The sequence below is a fragment of the Leptolyngbya sp. PCC 6406 genome (genome assembly GCF_000332095.2).
Taxonomy (GTDB): domain Bacteria; phylum Cyanobacteriota; class Cyanobacteriia; order Phormidesmidales; family Phormidesmidaceae; genus PCC-6406.
In genome coordinates, this window is sequence record NZ_KI913949.1 from 4,343,171 (window position 1) to 4,365,857 (window position 22,687).

The 22,687-nt window shown below is 54.4% G+C and carries 37 protein-coding genes; 18 read left to right on the forward strand and 19 right to left on the reverse strand.

From position 1 onward, the window contains the following. Position 1: 1 nt before the first annotated feature. From LEP6406_RS0219190 to LEP6406_RS0219205, 4 genes are all read right to left on the reverse strand, one after another. On the reverse strand, positions 2-262 hold the full coding sequence (locus tag LEP6406_RS0219190; protein WP_008313224.1) for a DUF4926 domain-containing protein: 261 nt from the start codon (positions 260-262) through the stop codon (positions 2-4). Beyond that, a complete protein-coding gene (locus tag LEP6406_RS0219195) occupies positions 259-579 on the reverse strand; it encodes a DUF6883 domain-containing protein (protein ID WP_008313226.1) in 321 nt (106 codons plus the stop codon). Before LEP6406_RS0219195 ends, LEP6406_RS0219190 begins: the two co-directional genes overlap by 4 nt. 164 nt (positions 580-743) lie before the next feature. Next, on the reverse strand, positions 744-977 hold the full coding sequence (locus LEP6406_RS0219200) for a UPF0175 family protein (RefSeq protein WP_008313227.1): 234 nt from the start codon (positions 975-977) through the stop codon (positions 744-746). Positions 978-1,004: 27 nt separating this feature from the next. Further along, on the reverse strand, positions 1,005-1,256 hold the full coding sequence (locus tag LEP6406_RS0219205; RefSeq protein WP_008313229.1) for a hypothetical protein: 252 nt from the start codon (positions 1,254-1,256) through the stop codon (positions 1,005-1,007). A 233-nt stretch (positions 1,257-1,489) separates the two neighbouring features. On the opposite strand from LEP6406_RS0219205, the gene LEP6406_RS0219210 reads away from it, so the two are divergent. The 4 genes from LEP6406_RS0219210 to LEP6406_RS0219225 all read left to right on the forward strand — a co-directional run bounded on the left by LEP6406_RS0219210 (position 1,490) and on the right by LEP6406_RS0219225 (position 3,008). Next, on the forward strand, positions 1,490-1,756 hold the full coding sequence (locus LEP6406_RS0219210; protein WP_008313231.1) for a ribbon-helix-helix domain-containing protein: 267 nt from the start codon (positions 1,490-1,492) through the stop codon (positions 1,754-1,756). After that, on the forward strand, positions 1,756-2,064 hold the full coding sequence (locus tag LEP6406_RS0219215) for a type II toxin-antitoxin system RelE/ParE family toxin (protein ID WP_008313234.1): 309 nt from the start codon (positions 1,756-1,758) through the stop codon (positions 2,062-2,064). Before LEP6406_RS0219210 ends, LEP6406_RS0219215 begins: the two co-directional genes overlap by 1 nt. Before the next feature lie 307 nt (positions 2,065-2,371). Next, the gene (locus tag LEP6406_RS0219220) at positions 2,372-2,662 is read left to right on the forward strand and encodes a DUF2281 domain-containing protein (RefSeq protein ID WP_008313237.1); all 291 of its coding nucleotides are present in this window, start codon (positions 2,372-2,374) and stop codon (positions 2,660-2,662) included. Continuing rightward, a complete protein-coding gene (locus LEP6406_RS0219225) occupies positions 2,649-3,008 on the forward strand; it encodes a type II toxin-antitoxin system PemK/MazF family toxin (RefSeq protein WP_008313238.1) in 360 nt (119 codons plus the stop codon). The genes LEP6406_RS0219220 and LEP6406_RS0219225 overlap by 14 nt, the downstream gene beginning before the upstream one ends. 349 nt (positions 3,009-3,357) lie before the next feature. Here LEP6406_RS0219225 and LEP6406_RS0219230 read toward each other — a convergent pair whose 3' ends face one another. The 15 genes from LEP6406_RS0219230 to ndhN form a co-directional block, all read right to left on the reverse strand. Continuing rightward, complete coding sequence (locus tag LEP6406_RS0219230; protein WP_008312989.1) at positions 3,358-4,644, reverse strand: metallophosphoesterase family protein; 1,287 nt, start codon at positions 4,642-4,644, stop codon at positions 3,358-3,360. A gap of 25 nt (positions 4,645-4,669) precedes the next feature. Then, complete coding sequence (gene prfA, locus LEP6406_RS0219235) at positions 4,670-5,770, reverse strand: peptide chain release factor 1 (protein ID WP_008312988.1); 1,101 nt, start codon at positions 5,768-5,770, stop codon at positions 4,670-4,672. Between the two features lie 171 nt (positions 5,771-5,941). Next, positions 5,942-6,184 carry a 50S ribosomal protein L31 gene (gene rpmE, locus LEP6406_RS0219240; protein ID WP_008312987.1) on the reverse strand — a complete coding sequence of 81 codons (243 nt, stop codon included), beginning with the start codon at positions 6,182-6,184 and terminating at the stop codon, positions 5,942-5,944. 143 nt (positions 6,185-6,327) lie between these two features. Next, on the reverse strand, positions 6,328-6,741 hold the full coding sequence (rpsI, locus tag LEP6406_RS0219245; RefSeq protein ID WP_008312986.1) for a 30S ribosomal protein S9: 414 nt from the start codon (positions 6,739-6,741) through the stop codon (positions 6,328-6,330). A 2-nt stretch (positions 6,742-6,743) separates the two neighbouring features. Next, positions 6,744-7,196, reverse strand: coding sequence for a 50S ribosomal protein L13 (rplM, locus tag LEP6406_RS0219250; RefSeq protein ID WP_008312985.1), 453 nt, complete (start codon positions 7,194-7,196; stop codon positions 6,744-6,746). A 92-nt stretch (positions 7,197-7,288) separates the two neighbouring features. Then, positions 7,289-8,170, reverse strand: a complete 882-nt coding sequence (gene truA / locus LEP6406_RS0219255; RefSeq protein WP_008312984.1) for a tRNA pseudouridine(38-40) synthase TruA — start codon at positions 8,168-8,170, stop codon at positions 7,289-7,291. A 14-nt stretch (positions 8,171-8,184) separates the two neighbouring features. Beyond that, complete coding sequence (gene rplQ / locus LEP6406_RS0219260; protein ID WP_008312981.1) at positions 8,185-8,535, reverse strand: 50S ribosomal protein L17; 351 nt, start codon at positions 8,533-8,535, stop codon at positions 8,185-8,187. Positions 8,536-8,629: 94 nt separating this feature from the next. Next, positions 8,630-9,577: a DNA-directed RNA polymerase subunit alpha gene (locus tag LEP6406_RS0219265; protein ID WP_008312979.1), complete on the reverse strand. Its 948-nt coding sequence runs from the start codon at positions 9,575-9,577 to the stop codon at positions 8,630-8,632. 41 nt (positions 9,578-9,618) lie between these two features. Further along, entirely contained in the window at positions 9,619-10,011 is a 393-nt protein-coding gene (rpsK, locus tag LEP6406_RS0219270; protein ID WP_008312978.1) for a 30S ribosomal protein S11, read from the reverse strand. A gap of 120 nt (positions 10,012-10,131) precedes the next feature. Next, positions 10,132-10,512: a 30S ribosomal protein S13 gene (rpsM, locus tag LEP6406_RS0219275; protein WP_008312977.1), complete on the reverse strand. Its 381-nt coding sequence runs from the start codon at positions 10,510-10,512 to the stop codon at positions 10,132-10,134. A gap of 143 nt (positions 10,513-10,655) precedes the next feature. After that, entirely contained in the window at positions 10,656-10,769 is a 114-nt protein-coding gene (gene rpmJ / locus LEP6406_RS31495) for a 50S ribosomal protein L36 (RefSeq protein ID WP_071992256.1), read from the reverse strand. A gap of 157 nt (positions 10,770-10,926) precedes the next feature. After that, positions 10,927-11,331, reverse strand: coding sequence for a photosystem II protein Psb27 (psb27, locus tag LEP6406_RS0219280; protein WP_027269269.1), 405 nt, complete (start codon positions 11,329-11,331; stop codon positions 10,927-10,929). A 137-nt stretch (positions 11,332-11,468) separates the two neighbouring features. Then, positions 11,469-13,271: a R3H domain-containing nucleic acid-binding protein gene (locus LEP6406_RS0219285; RefSeq protein ID WP_027269270.1), complete on the reverse strand. Its 1,803-nt coding sequence runs from the start codon at positions 13,269-13,271 to the stop codon at positions 11,469-11,471. Positions 13,272-13,453: 182 nt separating this feature from the next. Further along, positions 13,454-14,827 carry a Light dependent period protein LdpA domain-containing protein gene (locus LEP6406_RS28875; protein ID WP_008312974.1) on the reverse strand — a complete coding sequence of 458 codons (1,374 nt, stop codon included), beginning with the start codon at positions 14,825-14,827 and terminating at the stop codon, positions 13,454-13,456. Between the two features lie 47 nt (positions 14,828-14,874). Then, entirely contained in the window at positions 14,875-15,348 is a 474-nt protein-coding gene (gene ndhN, locus LEP6406_RS0219295; protein ID WP_008312973.1) for an NAD(P)H-quinone oxidoreductase subunit N, read from the reverse strand. 474 nt (positions 15,349-15,822) lie between these two features. On the opposite strand from ndhN, the gene rplC reads away from it, so the two are divergent. From rplC to rpsH, 14 genes are all read left to right on the forward strand, one after another. Continuing rightward, positions 15,823-16,428, forward strand: a complete 606-nt coding sequence (gene rplC, locus LEP6406_RS0219300; protein ID WP_008312970.1) for a 50S ribosomal protein L3 — start codon at positions 15,823-15,825, stop codon at positions 16,426-16,428. A gap of 55 nt (positions 16,429-16,483) precedes the next feature. Beyond that, positions 16,484-17,116: a 50S ribosomal protein L4 gene (gene rplD / locus LEP6406_RS0219305; RefSeq protein ID WP_008312968.1), complete on the forward strand. Its 633-nt coding sequence runs from the start codon at positions 16,484-16,486 to the stop codon at positions 17,114-17,116. Then, positions 17,106-17,414, forward strand: a complete 309-nt coding sequence (locus LEP6406_RS0219310; protein WP_008312965.1) for a 50S ribosomal protein L23 — start codon at positions 17,106-17,108, stop codon at positions 17,412-17,414. The genes rplD and LEP6406_RS0219310 overlap by 11 nt, the downstream gene beginning before the upstream one ends. Before the next feature lie 59 nt (positions 17,415-17,473). After that, positions 17,474-18,337, forward strand: a complete 864-nt coding sequence (gene rplB, locus LEP6406_RS0219315) for a 50S ribosomal protein L2 (RefSeq protein ID WP_008312963.1) — start codon at positions 17,474-17,476, stop codon at positions 18,335-18,337. A 39-nt stretch (positions 18,338-18,376) separates the two neighbouring features. Next, positions 18,377-18,655 carry a 30S ribosomal protein S19 gene (rpsS, locus tag LEP6406_RS0219320; RefSeq protein ID WP_008312961.1) on the forward strand — a complete coding sequence of 93 codons (279 nt, stop codon included), beginning with the start codon at positions 18,377-18,379 and terminating at the stop codon, positions 18,653-18,655. Between the two features lie 18 nt (positions 18,656-18,673). Then, the gene (gene rplV / locus LEP6406_RS0219325) at positions 18,674-19,042 is read left to right on the forward strand and encodes a 50S ribosomal protein L22 (RefSeq protein WP_008312959.1); all 369 of its coding nucleotides are present in this window, start codon (positions 18,674-18,676) and stop codon (positions 19,040-19,042) included. Positions 19,043-19,105: 63 nt separating this feature from the next. Further along, complete coding sequence (gene rpsC / locus LEP6406_RS0219330; RefSeq protein ID WP_008312956.1) at positions 19,106-19,837, forward strand: 30S ribosomal protein S3; 732 nt, start codon at positions 19,106-19,108, stop codon at positions 19,835-19,837. Between the two features lie 74 nt (positions 19,838-19,911). After that, positions 19,912-20,331 (forward strand): 50S ribosomal protein L16, encoded by a 420-nt coding sequence (rplP, locus tag LEP6406_RS0219335; protein ID WP_008312954.1) that lies wholly within the window; start codon positions 19,912-19,914, stop codon positions 20,329-20,331. A 3-nt stretch (positions 20,332-20,334) separates the two neighbouring features. After that, positions 20,335-20,601, forward strand: coding sequence for a 50S ribosomal protein L29 (gene rpmC / locus LEP6406_RS0219340; RefSeq protein WP_008312953.1), 267 nt, complete (start codon positions 20,335-20,337; stop codon positions 20,599-20,601). 14 nt (positions 20,602-20,615) lie between these two features. Beyond that, complete coding sequence (gene rpsQ / locus LEP6406_RS0219345; RefSeq protein WP_008312951.1) at positions 20,616-20,867, forward strand: 30S ribosomal protein S17; 252 nt, start codon at positions 20,616-20,618, stop codon at positions 20,865-20,867. 18 nt (positions 20,868-20,885) lie between these two features. Beyond that, positions 20,886-21,251 (forward strand): 50S ribosomal protein L14, encoded by a 366-nt coding sequence (gene rplN, locus LEP6406_RS0219350; RefSeq protein ID WP_008312949.1) that lies wholly within the window; start codon positions 20,886-20,888, stop codon positions 21,249-21,251. Further along, positions 21,251-21,598, forward strand: coding sequence for a 50S ribosomal protein L24 (gene rplX / locus LEP6406_RS0219355; RefSeq protein ID WP_008312947.1), 348 nt, complete (start codon positions 21,251-21,253; stop codon positions 21,596-21,598). The genes rplN and rplX overlap by 1 nt, the downstream gene beginning before the upstream one ends. A gap of 90 nt (positions 21,599-21,688) precedes the next feature. After that, positions 21,689-22,234, forward strand: coding sequence for a 50S ribosomal protein L5 (rplE, locus tag LEP6406_RS0219360; RefSeq protein ID WP_008312945.1), 546 nt, complete (start codon positions 21,689-21,691; stop codon positions 22,232-22,234). Between the two features lie 21 nt (positions 22,235-22,255). After that, the gene (gene rpsH / locus LEP6406_RS0219365) at positions 22,256-22,657 is read left to right on the forward strand and encodes a 30S ribosomal protein S8 (protein ID WP_008312943.1); all 402 of its coding nucleotides are present in this window, start codon (positions 22,256-22,258) and stop codon (positions 22,655-22,657) included. Positions 22,658-22,687 lie beyond the last annotated feature (30 nt).

The following is a 22,687-nucleotide window of genomic DNA, read 5'->3' on the forward strand; positions in this document are numbered from 1 at the left end:
CCTACCCGATCGCCTCTAGGCGCGATCGCACCGTCAGAATTTCGTGGGATTTCAGGGGGGCGACGGCAGATTTAGGCACCGTCACGACATCAATAGACTCCCCTAGGGCATTAAACACTTCAAGGATGCAACCCTCTTCGCTATCGTCTGGGGCGGGAACGGTATCGACAAAGGTGGCAATATCCCCCTGTCTCAGGTTGTACTCAAGGAAGTCTCGGTTGAGTGAAACGCGACTATACAATGGCACTTCAGGATCTTTCATCGTTTTGGCTTGAGCGTGACGAACTGGATAACGCCGTCCTTGGCACGTTTTATCCACACTGTAACAACAAGCAGAGTGCCTTTGGGGCCAAGGATTGGGCCTTCAACCAAGTAGTAGGTTCCATATTTATCTTGGCGATCTGAAACCGCATCATGGGCCTGAATTAAGCTGAAAATGGCTTGTTTAAGCTGATCAGGATTATTCTGGGTGAAGCCAGCTCGGGCAAGAAATTTAGATTTATCGTCTTCTGGACGTAGAACTAACAGGTATTGAGTCAGCTTGGCATCGGGAATGATGATGGTGCCTTGCAGTTTCATCCTATTTTTGTCCTTGCGGCCAAACCGTACTCTCTTCCCCTACCGCCAAGCATATCGCTCACATGTTTGGCGCTGCTGTAAGCGAATATCATCCCGGCGATCGCTCAGCCAATCCATAAACCGCTTCCAATTTTTGAACAGCGCTATTGGAAACAACGCGCATTTTAGGACAGCAGGGTATCTAGGGTCTTTTGATCCTGCTTGAGGTCAGCCTTGCTGGAAGGTGGTTCAGCCTGTTCTTGCTCTAGAAAGTGATAGGTCTGCCAGCGGGAGTCAAAGCCCAGAAGTTGCCCCACTTCCCCAGCGCCAATGTTGCCTTTACGATAGGCTTCGATCGCCAGTAGTTCCAGAAACCGGCGGGTCAGGGTTTCTGGAACTACTGGCGAGATGGATGGCAATGCGATCGGGGATATCCAGGGTAATTTTCATGGCATTGTTCGGCTCTGTCCATCCCTAGGGTACTGGGGTAGCGAGAGCCTGGGTAACGGCGACGGGGTCTTGGTGGTTATCAGTTTGCCCAATAAACCATTCTTGAGTGACGGGGGATTGGCGGCGGGTTCCGGGCGCTGCGGGGTGGTTTGGTGAATCACATAGATGGTGTTGCCATCGCCGGAGACAATGGCACTCCCCACCGCACTCTCTTGAATTTGGATGCCGCGATCCACCTGGTCAACCATAGCCCCAATGCCCTTTCCCCTCAGGCTTCACCCTTTGATAGCACACCCTGACTACCGGGGTGGTTTTTGGACCATCCTATTTCCTAGTGCCACCACGCTCGTTAGTCAGGGTTCGGGTGATTACGGTGGGGGCTTGTTCAATTTAATGAGTTTAATGAGTCAGTTGGCAGAAGATTTTGGTCTCTCCCAGCGCTAGACTTGATTCCTAGAGTAGTTGCTTTCCCGATGCCTCTATGCAAATCGTCCTCCCGCCTGAACTAGAGCAACTCATCCAACAGCAACTTGCTGCTGGCAAATACCAATCCGCCCTAGAGGTGATCACAGCGGGCATACACCTGCTTGAGCAGCAAGACGACATTTATCAAGGACGACTCTCCGAACTCCAGCAAGATGCCCAGATCGGCTGGGAAGCAGCCCAGTGCGGCGACCTTGTCGAAGGCTCTGTTGCTATGGCCCGGATTCGAGAAAATCTGCGATCTCGCTACGCCTCCGCCGAATAATGCCCCCTCAGTTTTACCTCACTCAGCCCGCCATTCAAGACATCGAGGCCATTGCAGACTATATCTCTGGCCAGACTGGCCTCCAGCAAGCCGAGCGCTTCCTCTCAAAGCTCGATGCCAAATTCGCCAGAATCACCCAATTCCCTAATCTGGGGCGACCACGCGACGAAATTCTGCCAGAGCTTCGCAGCCTTGCCTTAGAGAGCTACCTGATTCTCTATATCGCAACCGAATCTAGAGTAGACATCTTGCGAGTGGTTAGTGGTTACCGCGACCTGACGAGTTTGTTCATAGACGATGACGAGTAATCGATTTGAGGTTCTGTCTTGATTCTAGGAGGCAGAGTCTCCCACAGAGTGTCCAGGCGGAGTCTGGGCACTAGAAGGTGTGGCAGTATTGACAAAGGGATCATTGGTCATGGTCAAAAATACTGAGGATTTGCCTAAATTGTAGGCTGGGGGGCTAAACGTGACCCAGATTCTGGTGAGGTTGACCTCCCAGCAGACCCTCTGGAACTGCCCGTGCCCCCCAATCTGGATCAACTGTTCCCTTGCTGTATCCTCAGCAGCAATTGCCTCCCTTAAACTAGAGTCAAGTCCAGTTGAGAATTGCCGGATGCAAAGTGCCATTAGTCTTGAACAAGCTGTCCTCGACAATCTACGTCAGTTGCCACCTGAGAAACAGCAACAAGTTTTAGATTTCGCCGAATTTTTAAGGCAAAAAAATGCGGCCTTACCAACAATGCCATCCCTACAGCACCTTGCTAGCTTGCCCTTGTCCAAACGACATCAGCTATTAGAACCCTTCATCACCGACACCGCCACAGACTTCAAGACCGATCCTGAACTGACCGAGTTCTCAGTGCTCGATACCGAAGACTGGAAGTTTCCCGATGACGAACCCTAGGCGTGGCGATATCTGGCTGGTAGACCTCGACCCCACCCGTGGCCAAGAAATTCGGAAGACGCGGCCCGTCGTGGTGATCAGCACAGATATTTTTGCTCCCATTCCCCTTCGCATTGTCATTCCCATCACCACCTGGCAAGATAAATTCGATCGCCGTCCCTTCATGGTCAAATTACCCGCCACGGAAAACAATGGGCTAGCCAAGGACTCTGCCGCCAACGTCTTACAGGTCCGCAGCCTCTCCACCCAGCGTTTTACCCAACGACTGGGAAAACTGGAGCCAGACCTGATTCAGGAAATTCTTGCCGGGTTGTTGATCTGTGTTGATTACGAAGGGAATCCTTAGATTGCCCCCGTTGCCAGTCCGAGATCGTCTCCTCACACGACTTGGAAGGTTATGTCTTGAAACAAGCTGAAAAGCTTGCTACGTCGTTGTCTCCATACAAACATCCAGTTCCCTGAGCGGAGTCGAAGGGAACGGCCAGAACCCGGTGGTGTGGCTGGCTTTCTCCCTTCGGGAGACGCTGCGCGAACGACTCCGCTCAGCCAGCGGTCAACGGGCTCGATTTCTCCGTAACCTTCCAAGTCGTGTCCTCACCCTCAACCATCACCGCTACGCCGCAGAAGTCACCCAGGACCGGAGCTTTCATCACCCGTTAGAAGACCAGTACTGCAAATTGACTGGCAGTCTTGTCTTAATCAGACTGGCGACTGCTATGCTCTGTTTCTGCCTGGAGCAGCGTTTCCACCAGTGCATAGAGTTCTTCATCGTTGCGCCCCGTCAGACAGCGATCCTTGAGGTCAATTAACCCCTGGGCTAGAGACTCTGCCCGTTTTTTGTAGTCCCGATGCCCAGTTAGTAAATCCAGAAAGGCATTGAGTTCAATCGCGTCGCGGCTGGCATCATCTGCCATGGGGGACTGAAAGGCCACAGATTCTAGGTTGGACTTCAGCAAAAAAATTAGGGCATTGCTCAAGGTCTGGAGCTGGGTTTGGAGTTGGCGCGTATCCAGATCTAGGGGCTCAAAGCCCACCGATCCTTCAAGTCGGAGTTCCACCATCGGTTCCTGGTCAGGGTTGAGGGTGCCCTGTGCGATCGCAGTCTCTACAGTTGCGATCGCGGCAGCCTGCAAATCCTCCAAGCTCTCCTGACCTCGGGTTTCCAGAGTCAGACGGACAATCTCCCGCTGGCGATAGTCCCGCTTCAATTCAGCCGTTACCCCCGTCGGGGTCAGGGACACCAAATAGGCCCCCCGAGCATAGCCACTTTCCTCCACATTATTGGCCTCCAGAGATCCTGGATTAAAGACCCAATCGTCCACACTGTAGTTTTTGTGAATGTGCCCCAGCGCCAGATAATCCACCCCCACCTGCCGCAGCGGCAATAGATCCTTGTAGCGCAGGGCTCCACTGTAGCGGGCAATTTGCCCCTCCAGGCCATGGTGAAACATCAGCACCGTGGGACCATCCTGGGGTGGCAGCATCTCCAGTTCAGCAGCAATTTTTTGAATCGCCTGGGGAGCCGTCGCCCCATACCACTGGGAGCCCAGCACCCGAATCCCACAGGGCAAATCGATATAGCCTCCCCGATGGGCTGCTTCATCCCAAGGACTATAGAACGGTTCCCCCGCCCCCTCATTTCCCGGCTCCAGTAAGATCAGGAGCCCCCACTGAGCCAGATACTTGAGCCAACTCGTGGTCGTCCCGTAGGGTCGGTTGTCATGGTTACCCTCAATGGCTAGGACGGGGATCCCCGCAGTTTTCAAGCGTTGCAGACACAGTTGGGCCTGATTGAGAATGGCGGGCTGAATGGTGCGATGCTCGAACAAATCCCCACAGATCAGGACAAAGTCCACCTGCTCCTGAACTGCGTATCGCTGGAACACATCCTCCAGCGCGAAAAAAAAGTCTTTGGTGCGGGCGGGACTACCGTAGCGATCGAACCCGAGGTGAATGTCAGCAATATGGAGAAAACGAGCCATCACGCAATCCTTATGGGCTACCGCCTTAGACTGCCGTGGTGGAGGTAGCGAGAGATTCTAAACGGTCCTGCTGGTCCTGGGAAATGCAGGACTGCACCATCTCCTCAATCCCCCCTTCCAGCACTGGAGACAGGGTGAAGTTCTGGCCCAGACGGTGATCCGTGACGCGATTGTCCTTGTAGTTATAGGTGCGGATTTTTTCTGAACGGGCTCCGGTACCCACCTGAGAACGGCGATCGGAGGTGATGGCCTCCTGTTGCTCCCTCAGTTTCAGGTCATAGAGCTTAGCCCGCAGAATCTGCATGGCCCGTTCCCGGTTTTTGAGTTGCGATCGCTCCTCGGTGCAAAAAACCCGAATCCCCGTCGGTTTATGGAAAAGGTCCACCGCCGTTTCCACCTTATTGACGTTTTGTCCGCCCGCCCCGCCGGATCGGGCCGTCGTCATTTCAATATCCTTGGCGTCAATGTGAATCTCTACATCATCCACCTCCGGCATGATGGCCACCGTCGCCGTAGAGGTATGGACTCGTCCCCCCGCCTCAGTCACCGGAACTCGCTGGACCCGATGAACACCCGCCTCGTATTTGAGCTTGCTGTAGACCCGATCCCCTTGAATCTCTAGGATGGTTTCCTTGAAGCCCCCAGCATCCGCTAGGGATTCACTCACCAGCTTGACTCGCCACCCCTGGCCTTCGGCATAGCGGGAATACATCCGCATCAGATCCCCTGCCCAGATGCTAGCCTCATCGCCGCCAGCCCCCGCCCGGATCTCCAGCATGATGTTCTTGTCATCATTAGGATCACGGGGTAGCAGTAGCACCTTGAGTTTCCGCTCCAGCTCCGCCTCCTGCTGCTCCAAATCCGCTACTTCCTGGGCTGCCATTTCTCGCAGATCTGGATCCGAAGCCGATTCCCGATAGATCTCACGGGCTCCCACTAGCTCCTCTTGAACCTGCTTCCACTCGTCATAGGTGGTGACAGTTTCTTCCAGGGAAGATCGGAGTTTGGCAATGTGCTGAAACTCATTAGGATCCTGAGCCACATCGGGATCGGCCAAACGTCGCGTCAACTCATGAAACGTTTGGTTGACGGAATTCAGTTTGTCCAGAAGATAGGATTCAGCCATGGACCTAACGGTGGAAAGGAGCAAAAAAATTAGCGATACCGGAATTCCGGCGAGAACTTGCCAGCTAAACGCCTATCCCAGATCTGAGTAGAAGACCAAGCGTGAAGCAGCTAGCCCAACACTTTTTGTCCCACCCAGGGGGATGATTGTTTTAGATGGATGGCTCTAAAGCTAACCCTTCGCCTCTTCACCAGAGGACTGATTTGGATCGGCCATACCGTACTTCCGCAGGAAGCGTTCAACCCGACCTTCCGTGTCGATAATCTTCTGAGTGCCAGTGTAGAAAGGATGATTGCCAGACCACACATCCACACTCAGTTCGGGCTTGGTAGAGCCCACAGTCATGATTAGTTTGCCGTCGCAGTAAACCTTGGCTTCGGGATACCACTCGGGATGAATATCGGCTTTAGGCATGAACTTTCTCCAGATAACGTCAGATAACCCCAAACTAGGGGAGTTATCTCACTTCACAAATTCACAAATTAATAAATCCTACGGGAATCCTGATCCCAGAACCATCGTTCCAAGGCTCAGCCCATAGTGAAGGGATAAACCCGTTACCGTTTCGAGAACTGGGGAGCTTTCCGAGCTTTCTTCAAGCCGTACTTCTTCCGTTCCTTACAGCGGGGATCACGGGTAAGGTAACCCTCAATCTTAAGGGGCTTGCGATTGTCAGGATCCAACTGACACAGCGCCCGAGCCACACCCATCCGAATGGCATCAGCATGACCCGTCAGGCCACCGCCCCGCACATTCACCAGGATGTCGTAGTCATTCTCCAGACCCAGGGTTTCCAGGGGCGCTTTGGCGGAGGACAGATAGAAGGGGTTGTATTGCAAGTGCAAATCCCCAGGCCCCCCATTGATCACCAATTGACCGTCACCAGGAACAAGACGTACCTGGGCTACGGCTGACTTACGGCGACCCGTTCCCCAGTAAACGACGCGATCGTTGTTATCCGTTGCTTGCATGATTAATTACCTCCGGGAGTCGTATTGATAACAAGGGTTTCAGGATTTTGGGCCTGGTGGGGATGGTCAGCGCCGGGATAGACCTTCAGCTTGGTAAAGAGCTTGCGCCCTAGGGAATTCTTGGGCAACATGCCCTTCACCGCCTGCTCAATGATGCGCTCAGGAATGCGGCTCTGGAGTTGGGCGAAGGTTTCTGTCTTCATTCCGCCTGGGCGACCGGAGTGACGGCGATACAGCTTTTGTGCCGGTTTGCGACCCGTGACAGTCACCTTGTCGGCGTTGATTACAATCACGAAATCTCCCGTATCCATATTAGGCGTGAAGATCGGCTTGTTTTTGCCCCGGAGCACCTTAGCCACTTCACTGGCCAGCCGACCGAGGCGCTGATCCGCCGCATCAACGACGTGCCACTTGCGCTCAATGGCGTCTACTGGGGGTACATAGGTCTTGGTCATGGTGTTTCCTATCGGTTGATTAGGGCTCAGCGGTCAAACTTTTAGCGTTTAGGGGGTGGGTCGGAATCCGCCGGAAGCGGTCTGAACCCGTTTCAAACCGCCATGAAAGCGGGGGGAGTCGCTAGGTGGGGTTGAGGTTGGGTATCAAACCACACTGATGGCGGAAAGGGGGGTGGGTCATAGCCGACCCGCAGCAGACACAGGCCATTGGCGGGGGCGGCATACTTGACGCGATCGCGCTGGCCCGTTCGCCAAAGATGGGTAAACTCCTCTACGCTCAGAATTCCCCGACCCACCTGAACCACTAGTCCCACTACCAGTCGCACCATACCGTAGAGAAACCCTGCCGCTTGCATTTCCACTAGCAAAAAAGGATCCCGACGGTAGCAGGTGGCCTCCTGAAGATCTACCCAAGAATGGGGTCGCTTCGATCCGGCCCGCTGAAATGCCGCTAAATCGTGGTGTCCCACGAGGGCTCCCAGAGCAGAACCAATAGCGCTGTCATCCAGCCCTTGATAGTAATAGTGCCAAGCAAAGGGACGGACAAACAAATTGGGCAGGGCATCGGTGTAGAGGGTGTAGCGATAGCGTCGCCACTGGGCCGAAAACTGGGCATGCCAGTCTTCCGGTACTTGGGTTGCTGCCCTTACAACAATGTCCTGCGGTAGGCGAGGATTGAGAATGGCGCGCCAGCGATGGGCCGGGATACAGGCAGGGGCATCAAAATGAGCCATCTGCGCCGCAGCATGAACTCCCGCATCCGTGCGCCCAGCACCGTGGAGTGTTACAGGATGACCTAGAACAGATCCAATAGCTTGCTCGATTTCCCCCTGGACGGTACGGCCCTGGGCTTGGCGTTGCCAGCCATGAAACTGGGTGCCCACATACTGAATTACCAAGGCAATGCGCTGGTAATTCAGGCTATCTGACCCTGTTTTTGACTGGAGCTGATCCGGTAGGGAAGGAGCGGCCATCGCGATTTAGAATCCTAGGTCAACTCAATGATGGCCATTTCCGCATTGTCTCCCCGGCGGTTGACGGTGCGAAAAATACGGGTGTAACCCCCCTCGCGATCGCCGTAGCGATCAGACACATTTTCAAACAAGGCATGGACTAGTTTTTTGTCATAGACATAGCCCAAAGCCTGACGGCGAGCGGCCAAAGAACCATCCTTGGCTAAGGTGATAATCCGTTCTGCTTCAGAACGGACTGCCTTAGCCCGTACCTTTGTCGTAGTAATCCGCCCGTGGCGAATCAATTCCGTAGTCAGCGCCCGCAATAAAGCCCGACGCTGATCCGCAGGCTTACCCAGCTTGGGTACGCGGCGACCGTGACGCATGATAACTCCCCCAAAAGTGCAATAGACAACAAAAATCCGAAGCCATTAGCTTCGGATAGGGCTCCCCAGGATATCCTGGGGAGTCGGCATACCCCTAGGACGGCTTGGCCGAATTCTCGCTGGCCAGGGTGATGCCTAAACGGTCCTGGAGCGCTTCGATCACCTCTTCAGCCGATTTTTGGCCAAAGTTCTTGATCTCCAAGAGATCCTCCTGGGTGTAGTCCAGCAGATCGGAAACCGAGTTGATCTGAGCCCGCTTCAGGCAGTTATAGGCTCTCACTGAGAGCTGTAATTCCTCAATCGGAATCTGGTTGGCGGGATCCTCATCGCGGGAGGCATCGTCCTGCTTGGGTTCCAGGGTGACATCCTTGAGGGGATTGAACAATCCAACTAGGATGGAAGCAGCCTCGCTCATGGCTTGCTGGGGGGTGATGCTGCCGTTGGTCCAGACATCTAACAGAAGCCGATCTCTCTGGAGAGACCCATCCATCATCACCTCTTCGACGGTGTAGTTCACCTTGCGTACAGGCATGAAGATGGCATCAATTTGCATAAAATCCAAAGCTGCCGTTTCATCTCGACCTCGGGTTACTGCCCGATAGCCTTGACCCTGTTCAACTCGAAACTCTATTTCCAGCGTATAGCCTTCTGCTACGGAGGCAATATACTGCTCGGGGTCAATCACTTCCACTTCCGAAGGAAGCTCAAAATGACCGGCGGTAACCTTAGTTGGTCCCTGAATGATCATGCGACCAATTTGGGGTTGACTAGAGTAACTTTTGAGAACAACTTCCTTCATGTTCAACAGAATGTCTAGGACGTCCTCTCGAACTCCTGGAACCGTTGAAAATTCGTGGGTTGCACCCGCAATGCGAACCGCCGTAATGGCAGACCCGTAGAGATTAGACAACAAGACCCGCCGGAGGGCGTTGCCTACGGTTATACCTTGGCTCCGCTCTAGGGGCTCGATGACAAATCGACTGTAATAGCTCTGGTCATCAGCAATGGATGACTCGACGCATTCAACCTGAAACTGAGCCACAACGGAACCTCCCTAGCCTCATCATCATCAGAAAAAATACTCTATACCCGTCGCCGCTTGGGGGGACGACAACCGTTATGGGGAATGGGGGTCACGTCACGAATGAGTGTGATCTCCAAGCCCGATCCTTGAAGTGCCCGAATGGCGGTTTCTCGACCCGCACCAGGTCCGCTTACCATGACTTCAATTTGGCGCATCCCCTGATCCATAGCCCGACGGGCAGCGCTATCGGCAGCAGTTTGGGCTGCAAAGGGAGTACCTTTCTTGGCCCCTTTGAATCCGCTGGCTCCTGCCGACGACCAAGAAATGGTCTCTCCATTCGTGTCCGTAATGGTCACGATGGTGTTGTTAAAGGTGGACTGAATGTGTGCCACACCGCTGGGCACGTTCTTTTTCGACTTGCGACTGCTGGATTTCCGAGTTGGTTTCGCCATGACTGCCGGATTGCTGTGCTGAAAATTGTCAATACCTGGAGCTTATCCAGGTGAACGCTATCGGTATCACCCTGTAATTGCACAGGACGCTGACATAAAATGCCAGTGCCAGCCCACAACTTACTTCTTGGGTGCTTTCTTCTTCCCTGCCACTGTACGCTTGCCTCCCTTGCGAGTCCGGGCATTGGTGCGGGTACGCTGTCCTCGGACGGGCAACCCAGCCCGGTGTCGCCGACCCCGGTAGCTGCCGATGTCCATCAGCCGCTTGATATTCAGACCTTCCCAACGCCGGAGGTCGCCTTCGACTTGATAATCGTTTTCGACGGCTCCCCGTAGGCTGGCTACATCTGAGTCACTTAACTCACGAACCCGGATATCAGGATTGACACCCGTCTTACGCAAGATTTCCTTAGATCGAGACAGACCAATTCCATAGATATAGGTCAGCCCAATTTCAACCCGCTTATCTCTGGGCAGGTCAACGCCAGCAATCCGTGCCACAGCTCTATTTCTCCCCTAAATCTCAATTCGTGCTGAGCTCCAGCACGCCTAGTGAAACTGAATACCGAATCATTTCTACAAAGATGGTGATTGCTTCAAGGCGACTTCTTTGTAGACCTCAAAGCGTTCACGGCTAACAGATGTTAGCCTTGGCGCTGCTTATGCTTAGGATTAGCGCAGATCACCATGACCCGTCCTTTGCGACGGATAACGCGACATTTGTCGCACATTCTTTTAACAGATGCTCGGACTTTCATGTCCCCAGAAGGTTGCACTCCACTACAGAATTGCAATCCTAGCAAAGTTGGGTGGTCCGAGTCAAATAATATTTATTTTTCGCTATTGGGGTTGGTATGGGGGCCGGAGTCAGGGCTGAGGCAGATGGGTGGGACGGCTGACTCCGGCCCCCATCTCCTAGGCTCCTCGTCTCAAGGCAGATTCGACTTGTTTGAACTCCTGAGCTAGACGCTGCTTGAGTTTTTCGGGAAAGGGACGGTTGGGATAGGAACTGTAGTGACCTGCGATCGCATTCAGAGCCGTAGTGACAGTGGTGAAGGAACTGAGGCCCGACACCGCCGCATCACGACGATAGCGGGAAGCAAAGTCATTGATGATGGCTCGGGTCTCGGCTTGGACCTCGGTTTTGTTGGGAGCATCATCGGGGAGATTAATAGCTGTCCGCAGACCCTCAATCAGCGTCAAGGTGTCTTGAGAATAGTTTCCGGTAATTTGGCCGCTAACCCCGGAACTGCTGCACCCAGAGAGGCCGAGCACAGCGACCAAGGCTAGGGCAACGATACGAGCAAAAACTTGTTTCATATTCATAACGACGTTGATAGATAGGTTAAATGCGGATTAGAGCAAGGTGCGATAGAGCAAAGCCAAAACGCTTTCCGAGTCTCTTAGTAATATTACCGTGCCAGGGGATCCGGTCCCCTCAGCTAGGCGGGCCAGCGCTAGGCAGGATAAATCCGAAGGCGGCGGTTGGGCTCGTCTCCAAAGCTGAGGGATTTGAGGCGATAGTGTTCCGCCAGTTCGTGCTGCATCTTTCGAATTCGGGCAGACCGGGGCAAGAGTTCCACCGGTTGCCCCTTGGGGATGACAATTTGTTCCACTGCTAGCCGTGCTTCCTCTAGCGCTTCCAGCTCATCGGCATCTCCCTTGGGGCTGAATAGCTCTAGGTTGACCCCTGGCTGGATTGTTCCCTCTTCCAGATCCAAGAGGCGTTGGAGCGATCGCACAAGCTGGGGCATGCTATTAGACTTCACCGTGTGAATGGGAATGTGGCGGGCCTTGGCGACGTGACGTAATTTGACATGGTTTTTGACATGGGATCGTAGGGCTAACACCGCATCTGCCATTTCTAAATCTTTGGTCAAGAGCACAGGCAATTGCAAGGTACGAATCACCTGATCCAGTTGATGGCGACTCAGCCCGTAGGGATAGATTCGGAGAATGTCCTCACCATTGGGGCCGACGGGGGCATCCTCCGGCAGTAGCGTGGCGATCTGGGCAGGGGATGAGGCTAGGGGTGGGGCTCCGATGGTGTCTTCCAATAGGGAAGCAAAGGTCTGCTGTTCGGGGGATAAGGCCGGAGCAGCCAAGGAGGCTGGAGGCGGAAGGGGTGTCATTCGTCCCGCTGCCCGCCAGCCGCTCGGACTCAGGCGTTCGGCCCGAGGAACTAACGTAGGCTGGGAGCCATCGGGCAGTTCATGGGTAATGGTGACCCGCCCATTTTCGGCAGTTTCCCTGACCTGGGCAGCGGGGGGACGCCCCCGGAGGAGGTTGTCCACGGTGTTCGCGACCTCTTCGTGGATCACCCAACGTTGCCGCTCTAGCATTTCTACGGCGATATCAAAGGTGGGGGGCGCTTTGCGTTCTAGAACACTCTTTTGGCTACCACGACGACGGGCCTCGTCGTCCCCCAGGGTGACAGACTGGATGCCCCCAACTAGATCTGAGAGGGTGGGGTTTTTAATCAGGTTCTCCAAACGGTTACCATGGGCGGTCCCCACCAGTTGTACCCCCCGCTCAGCAATGGTGCGGGCCGCTGTGGCCTCTAACTCGGTGCCAATCTCATCGATCACAATCACTTCGGGCATGTGGTTTTCCACGGCTTCGATCATGACTTGGTGCTGCAATTCTGGCTGAGCAACCTGCATCCGACGGGCACGTCCAATGGCGGGATGGGGAATGTCTCCATCTCCGGCAATTTCGTTGGAGGTGTCGATGATCACCACTCGCTTTTGCAGGTCATCTGCTAAAACCCGCGCAATTTCTCGCAGGGCGGTGGTTTTGCCCACGCCGGGGCGTCCCAACATGAGGATCGAGCCGCCGGTTTCAATTAGATCGCGGATCATGCCAATGGTGCCAAATACCGCTCGCCCTACCCGGCAGGTGAGGCCGATGATGTCACCAGAGCGGTTACGGATGGCACTGATGCGGTGCAGGGTTTGCTCAATGCCTGCCCGATTGTCGCCACCGAAGTAGCCGACCCGTTCAATACAGTGCTGTAATGTCTCCTGGGAGACCACAGATTCCCCCAGGTACTCAGCTCCGTTGGGAAAACGGGCTTCGGGTCGCCGTCCTAAATCCAGCACGACTTCAATGAGCTGATCTCGGTGGGGATGGACCTCTAGTTGCGATCGCAATAGGTTAGGCAAAATTGCCAGCAACTGTACCATGTCCTCTCCTGGAGCCGGGGTAGCAGCGGCATCGTCTGAGGAGGGGGAAACGGGAATGGAATCGGGATTGACCATAACCTCAGGGGTAGAACAGACTCACGGGGCCAGGAAACGCTCGGACCAGTTCACCTTGAGAGTTTTTCAGCTAAATACTTACTCCCAGATTTGAGCAGAGACCCCAGCGTGAATTCGTCAGAGTGACGCCTGTAGGCCAACCCAGGGAATGATTGGTTAGATGGAAGACTCCCAGGAAGATTTCAGGGGGGCAAGGTTGGGGCTCGGGGGTATTGCTCTGAACGGCGGCGGGGGCGAGATCCGGAGGAATCTGGGGGCATCTCTTCCCATTCCTGGGGTTGCAAAGGAGCTGATGCTAGCGTCTTTAAGGGTGCCACTAGACATCTAGCTTGGCGCACTGATTGCGTGAGCAAGTCCGGCATCTGCTCTAACATCTGCGGCTCTACAGAGTACTCTACAGAGCATGGCGAAATTCCTAGAATATTTTGGCCTAAGCCTGTTAGGTCTATATCCCCGGCACCGCTAGAGCTAAGGCTACGAGTTCCAGCCTCTAGCTGATTTAATAAGGGCGTCAACAACTGGCGAGCATAGCCGCCGTAGGCAACACCACCAAAGCTGGGGCAGGGTAAAGATCCTAGCTGCTGGGATGCGGTGCGCCAACCCAGCATCCGTAGTTTAGCGACTGTCTGAGCATTGGTCCCCCCCGCCAACTGCACATAGCCCGGTGGCCCCTGATCCAACATCTGCTGACCATAGCGTAAGGCCGCGTGGGTTGTACCCACCCCAATATCACCACTCATGGGACGTCCGTCCGCTTGCCATAGCAGCGGGATAGATAAGGGTTCTAGCCAGCGATACAGCGTCCAGAGATAATCAACAACCCCAGGACCATAGGGGCAACTAATGGACAGCAGTTTGAGAGAGCCCGTATGGGGACGAATAATCTGCCACAGCTTTCGAAACTGTTCGGCGTGGCCGACCTGGGTGTGAATCTCAACCGCATCTACTGCCGACAACAGTTGAGCGGCCATGTCGCCCAAGGATACTCGAAAGGCTCGGGTGGTAATGTTCTGGGGAGGGCAGACGGGGAGACAACGTCCGCAACCGTAGCAGCTACTCTCCCTGACCCCACCTACTCCGACCCAGGGCGTTACGTGTATAGCCGCCGTTGGACAAATGGCCTCGCAGGGACGCGGGCAGGTGGGCGGACAGTGGGTGGCATCAAAGGTTGCCTTACGGAAATGGGGATCATCCCCATCGCTTAAGCTCACCATCAGCCAGGGGCTATGATCTTGGTCCTGGTTTGGTGATTCCGACTGCCCCGCCAGCGAACCGGGCCAACTGACGGTGAGAGGGTCGGTGAAAGGGGTTTGAGGATTTTCTAATAGGGGAAAGGCTGAATCAAGCGGGGAGAGCGTACGGGCAACCTGAAGTGCCTCCCGTACTACCGCCAGCACTGAGGGATCCGGCGCGACATCAATACAGTCTGCCCCCGCAAGGGCGTAGGCCAATGCCAGACTGCGGATGGCAGGAAGATCCTGATAGCTGGCCCCGCAAATGAGCTTGAACCAGCGGCCTTCCTTTAAGGAGTTCAAGGGATGATGATGCTCACTCACCCCTTTATGCTAGTATCTTCCACAAAATTTGACGAGGTTTAGGCAGCCTAACTCGCGATCGCATGGGGTAAAGGCTGCCAGCTAAAGACGCGATCGCCCCCAACCTCCAGCACCACCTTAAGTTGAGGAATTTGCTGAGGCAGCATAGCCAGGTAACCTAACTCTTGCTGAGAGAGGATATGGCCCTCCAGCAGCCACAGCACTAAGCCCTTAGCGTTAGCCCCCAGGGACTCCATGCGGTAGGTCACCAGAGGAGGCACAAAGTAGGTATGGCCAACCGCTGCCGATTGCCCCACGGTTTTCTTACCCAAGTGGGCAGGTCGCACACCATGAACATCCGTTAAATAGGCCGATAGATCCCCCAAACCTCGGGCAGTCAGGTTCAGGGTTTCATACCCCGCTGCCCGTAGTCGCCGCTGGTATCGCCCCTCAAACCCGCCCTCCAGAGGAGCAAGCACCGCTAGAGCACCAGCAGCCTCTAGATCCCGAACAAATTTCTTCCCAATGATTACTAGAGCCATGGCTGCTCCATCTAGACAAATCCCCAAAACTTTCCCATAAAGATTCTACATTGGGAACGGGGGGAAGTTGGAAGTGGGGAGGCGTCCTCAATCATCTCCACAAAAAGCTAGACATTCTCCGGCAGACTGTGTAAGATGTTTAATTGTCGCCGAAAACAGAAACTGGTGATTCATCTCACCAAGTCTGGGCGACAGATAATGCCTCTTATGGCTTTCAATGCCAAAGAAACGACAGGGACTTAACTCTAACGGGTGGTTCCCAAGTTCCAACGGGATGGAGTTTTGCTGAGGCGGAGTCAGGGTTAGAAACATGAGGCTTGGCAATTGCCAGCCAACTGTTTTCATGGGCTGAATGATTGTATTTAAGGATCAATCATTTAGTTTGGTTTGCTGTCCTATGCAGCTCAATCTTGTCGTGCGCAACAACGGGGAAGGGTAGCCGTGTCAGTTGGGATTCTCGGTACAAAGCTGGGTATGACCCAGATTTTTGATGAGGAAGGGAATGCAATTCCTGTCACGGTGATCCAGGCAGGTCCCTGTGTAGTCACTCAGATTAAAACAGTGCAAACCGATGGCTACACCGCCATCCAAGTCGCCTACGGCAACGTGGCTGAAAAAGCGTTAAATAAGCCTGAACTGGGCCATTTAGCGAAGGCTGGCTCCACACCGATGCGCCATCTTAAGGAGTATCACGTAGATAGTCCTGATGCCTTTGAACTGGGGCAAGCCATTACGGCGGAACAGTTCGAGGCAGGACAACTGGTAGACGTCAGCGGCACCAGTATTGGTAAGGGGTTTGCCGGGTATCAGAAACGTCATAATTTCAGCCGAGGCCCCATGGCCCACGGTTCTAAAAACCATCGCCAACCCGGTTCTATTGGAGCCGGTACTACCCCTGGTCGGGTATATCCCGGCAAGCATATGGCAGGGCGTTTGGGCGGCGAAAAAGTTACCACCCGCAAGATCACCGTGGTGCGTGTGGATAGCGATCGCAACCTGCTGGTGGTCAAAGGTACGGTTCCCGGTAAAGCCGGAACCCTCCTAAGCATTGCCCCCGCCAACCTAGTGGGCAAGAAATAGCAACCGCCGCTGTTGCAGACGCAAGACGGGCCAACGCATTTAGAGAGACAGAGTCATGGTTGAGTGTGTTATTCGAGATTGGCAGGGCGGCGAGGTTGGCACCACCTCCTTGGAGCTGAAGACAGCCAAACCTGAAAATGCAGCCCACATCGTCCACCGAGCCTTGGTGCGTCAGATGAACAACGCCCGTCAGGGCACCCTGTCCAGCAAAACTCGGGCCGAGGTTCGAGGAGGTGGACGCAAGCCTTGGCGACAAAAAGGGACCGGGCGTGCCCGAGCAGGTTCCAATCGCTCACCTCTTTGGAAAGGTGGCGGTGTCACCTTTGGTCCTAAGCCCCGTGATTTCAGCGTCAAGATGAACCGCAAGGAACGTCGGCTGGCATTACGGACCGCTCTTCTGGGACGGGCTGAAGACATGGTTGTCGTTCAGGAATTTTCTGAGCAGCTTCCTCGCCCGAAAACTAGAGAACTCGTTAGCGCCCTAGGCCGCTGGGGGGTGTCCAGCGATCAGAAGGTACTGCTAATCGTGACAGAGCGGGATGAAATGGTGCAGTTGTCTGCTCGTAACCTCTGCAACGTCAAGCTCATCTCCGCTACCAACCTAAACGTGTACGACTTGCTGGCAACGGATCGCCTCGTGGTAACGGCAACGGCACTGGAGAAAATTCAGGAGGTTTATGGTGACTAATACAACTGATATTGCCAAATTGGCCGATATCATCCGTCGCCCCATCGTGACCGAAAAAGCCACCCTAATGCTGGAGAACAACCAGTACGTTTTTGAAGTCACCGCCAAGGCCCGGAAACCAGAGATCAAGGCCGCGATTGAAGGGCTGTTTGAAGTCAAAGTCACTGGCATCAGCACCATGAACCAGCCTCGCAAGCGGCGGCGCATTGGTCGCTCCGAGGGCTATCGATCCACCTACAAGCGGGCGGTAGTCACCCTAGCACAAGGCGATTCCATTCCTCTCTTCCCTGACCTGTAGTGCCGTCTACAGCGACTTCGATTCCAGCAACCGGCGCAGTTTATTGAGTGAGTTGACCCATGGGCATCCGATCCTATCGGCCATATACCCCCAGTACCCGCGAACGGACAGTCTCAACATTTAGTGAGATTACCCGCAGCGAACCTGAAAAATCACTAACGATTTCGGTGAGCCGTCCCAAAGGACGGAATAACCGAGGGGTAATTACCTGCCGTCACCGGGGCGGTGGCCATAAACGGCTCTATCGCATCATCGATTTTCGCCGCAACAAGTACAACGTTCCGGCCAAAGTCGCTGCCATTGAGTACGACCCCAACCGTAATGCTCGTATTGCCCTCCTGCACTACCAGGACGGAGAAAAGCGTTACATTCTTCACCCCCACAACCTAGCGGTAGGCACCACAATTATTGCTGGGCCTGATTCTCCCCTTGAGGTGGGCAATGCCCTCCCCCTCTACAAGATTCCCTTAGGAACTCTGGTTCACAATGTGGAGCTACAGCCCGGTAAAGGGGGACAAATCGTCCGAGCCGCTGGCACCTCCGCCCAAGTGGTGGCTAAAGAGGGAGACTATGTCACCCTCAAACTGCCCTCCACAGAAGTACGAATGGTCCGGCGGGAGTGTTACGCCACCCTCGGGCAAGTGGGCAACATCGACGCCCGCAATATCACGCTAGGTAAGGCGGGGCGTAAGCGCTGGCAGGGCCGTCGTCCCGAAGTTCGAGGCAGTGTCATGAACCCTGTAGACCACCCCCATGGGGGTGGTGAAGGTCGAGCACCCATTGGCCGAAGTGGTCCGGTTACCCCCTGGGGTAAACCTGCCCTAGGCTACAAGACCCGCAAGAAGAAAAAAGCCAGTAGCGCCCTCATCGTGCGGCGACGGCGGCGGGTTTCTAAGCGGGGTCGGGGCGGTCGTAACGCTTAGGTCAATCACCATTAAAACTGCAAGGGTAAGAAAAGGGCTATGTCTCGTTCGCTGAAAAAAGGACCATTCGTTGCCGATCATCTAATGCGTAAGGTAGAAACCCTGAACGCCAAAGGTGAAAAGCAAGTCATCAAGACTTGGTCACGGGCCTCCACCGTGTTGCCCCAAATGATTGGTCACACCATTGCCGTCCACAACGGTCGTCAACATGTGCCGGTCTATGTCACAGAGCAAATGGTGGGCCATAAGCTAGGCGAGTTTGCACCGACTCGCACCTTCCGGGGTCACTCTAAAAGTGACAAAAAAGCACGTCGATAGTTAGTGAGTCAAAGTCCAATGGCTGTTGGTACTACGCCTGTTCAGGTCAAAGCGATCGCTCGCTACATCCGCATGTCGCCCCACAAGGTGCGTCGGGTACTTGACCAAATCCGAGGGGTTTCCTATCGAGAAGCCCTCATCATGCTGGAATTCATGCCCTACCGGGCCTGTGATCCTGTGCTCAAGGTCTTACGCTCCGCTGTGGCAAACGCCGAGAACAACAATGGATTGGAGCCCGCTGACCTAGTTGTTAGCGAAGCCTACGCCGATGCCGGACCGGTCTTGCGCCGTTTCCGTCCCCGAGCCCAAGGACGGGCCTTCCAGATCCGCAAGCCTACTTGCCATATCACGATCGCGGTAGCGCCCAGCGAATCTGAAAACGGCTAGGACTACCCTCCCGTCACCGTCCAACTTTATCCATTCAAACTGTCATCGTCAGAGGAACTACGCGTGGGACAGAAGATTCATCCAACTGGCTTTCGCCTCGGGGTTATTCAGGAACACCGTTCCCGTTGGTATGCCGATGGACAACGGTACCCTGAGCTACTGCAAGAGGACTATCGAATCCGTCAGTACGTCGAGAAGAATCTGAGCAACGCTGGGATCTCCGACGTTCGTATTGAGCGCAAAGCTGAGCAAATCGACCTAGAAGTTCGCACAGCTCGCCCTGGGGTGGTTGTGGGCCGAGGCGGCAGCGGCATTGAAGCTCTACGGGTAGGGCTTCAGCAGGTTCTGCAGGATTCCAGTCGGCAAATCCGCATCAATGTGGTTGAGGTGACTCGGGTTGATGCCGACGCCCCCTTGGTTGCCGAATATATCGTGCAGCAGCTAGAACGACGGGTGGCCTTCCGTCGAGTAGTGCGTCAAACTCTACAGCGCTCTCAGAGAGCCGGGGTAGAAGGCATCAAAATTCAGGTCAGCGGGCGCTTGAATGGGGCTGAAATTGCCCGAACCGAGTGGACTCGCGAAGGGCGAGTTCCGCTTCATACCCTCCGGGCAGATGTGGATTATTCCTATCGCACAGCCCAAACGACCTATGGCGTTTTAGGGGTGAAGGTATGGATCTTCCGGGGCGAGATCATCCCAGGCCAAGAAAGTCAGGCTCCGGCTGGTGCAGATCAGCCCAGGCGGCGACAGCCCAAGCGGCGACAGCAGTTTGAAGATCGCTCGAATGAGTCGTAAGACCCTTTGAGGACCGTTTTGGGAGTCGTTCTTTCGTTTCTACAGCAGCGTTACGGGCAACAAGAGTAAAAGCCATGCTAAGTCCTAGAAGAACAAAATTTCGGAAGCAGCACCGGGGCCGAATGCGCGGAATGGCGCAGCGAGGCAGCACCCTCAATTTTGGGGATTTTGCGCTTCAGGCTACGGAGCCCTCATGGCTGACCTCTCGACAAATTGAGGCGGCACGACGAGCGATGACTCGCTATGTTCGTCGGGGCGGCAAAATCTGGATTCGTGTTTTTCCAGACAAGCCCGTAACCATGCGGCCAGCAGAAACCCGAATGGGTTCTGGTAAGGGAAATCCTGAGTTTTGGGTGGCGGTGGTGAAGCCTGGTCGAATTATTTTTGAAATTGCTGGGGTTCCTGAAGAAACGGCGCGAGAAGCCATGCGACTTGCAGCCTTTAAACTCCCCTTCAAAACCAAAGTTATTGCCCGTCAATCGGAGGAATCCTAAGCCATGGCTTTATCCAAAATGGATGACATTCGTCAACTCAGTGACCAAGAAGTGGTTGATGAGATTGCGGCAACGAGACGGCGGCTGTTTGATTTGCGTTTTCAAAAGGGCATTCGTCAGCTCAAAACGGGTTTCCACCAATTCAAGCAAGAGCGCCATCGACTTGCCCAGTTGATGACCCTCCAGCGGCAACGACAACTAGCGACAACGGCAGAGACAAATAATGTTTCGACAGTGGCAGCGGATACTGCTGAAGTCCAACAGGCATAGGAATAAGGTGAGATATGGCGGTAAAAGAACGGATCGGGTTGGTCGTCAGCGATAAGATGCAAAAAACGGTGGTTGTCGCTGTGGAAAACCGAGTTCCCCATCCTAAGTACGGCAAGATTGTGGTGCAGACGAAGCGATATAAGGCCCATGATGAGGAAAATTCCTGTCAGGTCGGCGATCGGGTCCGCATTCGAGAAACTCGCCCCCTCAGTCGCACTAAGCGGTGGGTGATTGCCGATGTACTCGATCGGGCATCCCAGGTCTAAGTTAGGAAGGTAAAAGCGGTGATTCAGCAAGAAACCTATCTCAATGTGGCCGACAACAGTGGTGCCCGTAAGCTTCTATGCATTCGGGTGCTGGGTGGCAACCGCCGCTATGCCGGTGTCGGTGATGTGGTAATCGCAGTAGTCAAAGACGCGATTCCCAACATGGCAGTAAAAAAGTCCGACGTGGTGCGGGCAGTCATTGTCCGGACTAAAAAAGGGCTACGGCGCAGTAGCGGTATGAGTATTCGCTTTGACGATAATGCCGCCGTCCTCATCAACAATGATGGTAACCCTCGGGGAACTCGGGTCTTCGGCCCCGTCGCTCGGGAACTGCGCGATAAAAGCTTTACCAAGATCGTTTCGTTAGCGCCGGAGGTGCTGTGATGCCCAAACGCGGAAGTGCGCCTGTGCGCCATACAATCCACGTCAAAAAGGGGGATACGGTCCAGGTCATTACGGGCCGGGACAAGGGTAAGGTTGGCGAGGTGATGAGTGTCATCACTAAAACTAGCAAGGTAATAGTGAAGGGCGTCAACATTCGGACCCGCCATGTCAAACCTAAGCAAGAAGAGGAGTCTGGACAAATTGTGACGGAGGAGTTTCCTATCCACAGCTCCAACGTTATGCTCTACTCCGAAAAACAGAAGGTAGCCAGCCGGGTCTGTCATACCTTTACGGAGGACGGGCGAAAGGTACGCATGTTGAAGAAAACTGGCGAGATCATCGATTGAGCCCCATTTCTATCAACAGCTTGGGTGTAGAGAGGTTGATTTTTGATAGCGTTCCTGACCAAGCCCAGGAACATCGCGAGGACATCTGCTATGGCTGAACAACTCAAAACGTTTTATATCGACAAGGTTGTCCCGAAACTGATGGAGCAATTTGGCTATGCCAATAACCATCAGGTTCCCAAGCTGGTCAAGGTGACCGTAAATCGGGGCCTAGGGGAAGCATCTCAAAATGCGAAGGCACTGGAGTCTTCCCTTGGGGAAATCGCTCTGATCACTGGGCAGCGCCCCGTTGTGACTCGCGCCAAAAAAGCGATCGCAGGTTTCAAGATTCGGCAGGGGATGCCCGTGGGGGTAATGGTGACCCTGCGATCAGAGCGCATGTATGCGTTTCTCAATCGCTTGATTAATCTTTCCCTGCCCCGTATCCGTGACTTTCGCGGTATTAGTCCCAAAAGCTTTGATGGCCGAGGCAATTACACCCTGGGACTACGGGAGCAATTAATCTTCCCCGAGATCGAGTACGACAGCATTGACCAGATGCGCGGTATGGATGTCACTATCGTGACCTCCGCCGCCACAGACGAAGAAGGGCGGGCCCTGCTCAAGGAACTGGGTATGCCATTCCGGGACAATTAGTTTTAACCACTGGAGAGGACTATGGCGGCTAACGACACTATCGCAGATATGTTGACGCGGATTCGCAACGCGAATCTGGCGCGTCATCAAACTGTAGATATTCCCTCCACCAAGATGACCCGGAGCATTGCTCAGGTATTGAAAGAAGAGGGATTCATTGCCGACTTTACCGAGGCTGACGAGGGTATTGCGTGCCACTTGGTACTGACCCTCAAGTATCGCGGCAAGGCTCGGGACCCTATCATCAAAAACCTGAAGCGCGTCAGCCGTCCTGGATTACGGGTGTACTCCAATCGCAAGGAGCTACCTCGGGTACTAGGGGGAATTGGCATTGCCATCATTTCCACCTCCAGCGGAATCATGACCGATCGCGATGCCCGTCGTCAGGGGATTGGCGGTGAGGTGCTCTGCTACGTCTGGTAACGGGGTTACGCCTCCCGGTCATTGATAGTC